This window comes from Wolbachia endosymbiont of Tuta absoluta, from assembly GCF_059414725.1.
The window spans coordinates 1-378 of sequence record NZ_JBNRJY010000343.1; the positions used below are offsets into that span (position 1 = coordinate 1).

Annotated in this window: 1 tRNA gene; it reads right to left on the bottom strand. The window is 36.2% G+C overall.

Features of this window, described 5'->3' with window-relative positions:
* Positions 1-290 precede the first annotated feature (290 nt).
* Positions 291-367, bottom strand: a tRNA-Asp gene (locus ACJ5GX_RS03660).
* Positions 368-378: the final 11 nt, after the last annotated feature.

Genomic DNA, 378 nt, shown 5'->3' on the forward strand with positions numbered 1-378 from the left:
ATATGCATGGAAATATGCATGAAAAATGCTTGAAATGTATAAAAAGTGATAAAACCAAGCAAAATATGCGAGATCAAATTACGAGTTTTAGGTATAAAATCAAAATAATTAACACTTTCCTACCAAACTCTACAATCTAGATTAATTTCGCCATATCTTAATGATCCATGATTTTTTTTTAAGATGGAAGGTCTGCTAACAAATTTCGACAAATTCATGAGCGTGCTCGCCACCAATGTGAATAATTTTATCAAAATAGGTGTAATAGAAGGGAGGTGTTTCTGCTGTAATGGCGGGAGTGATGAGACTTGAACTCACGACCTCATGCGTGACAGGCATGCGCTCTAACCAACTGAGCTACACCCCCCATTGCTTTTT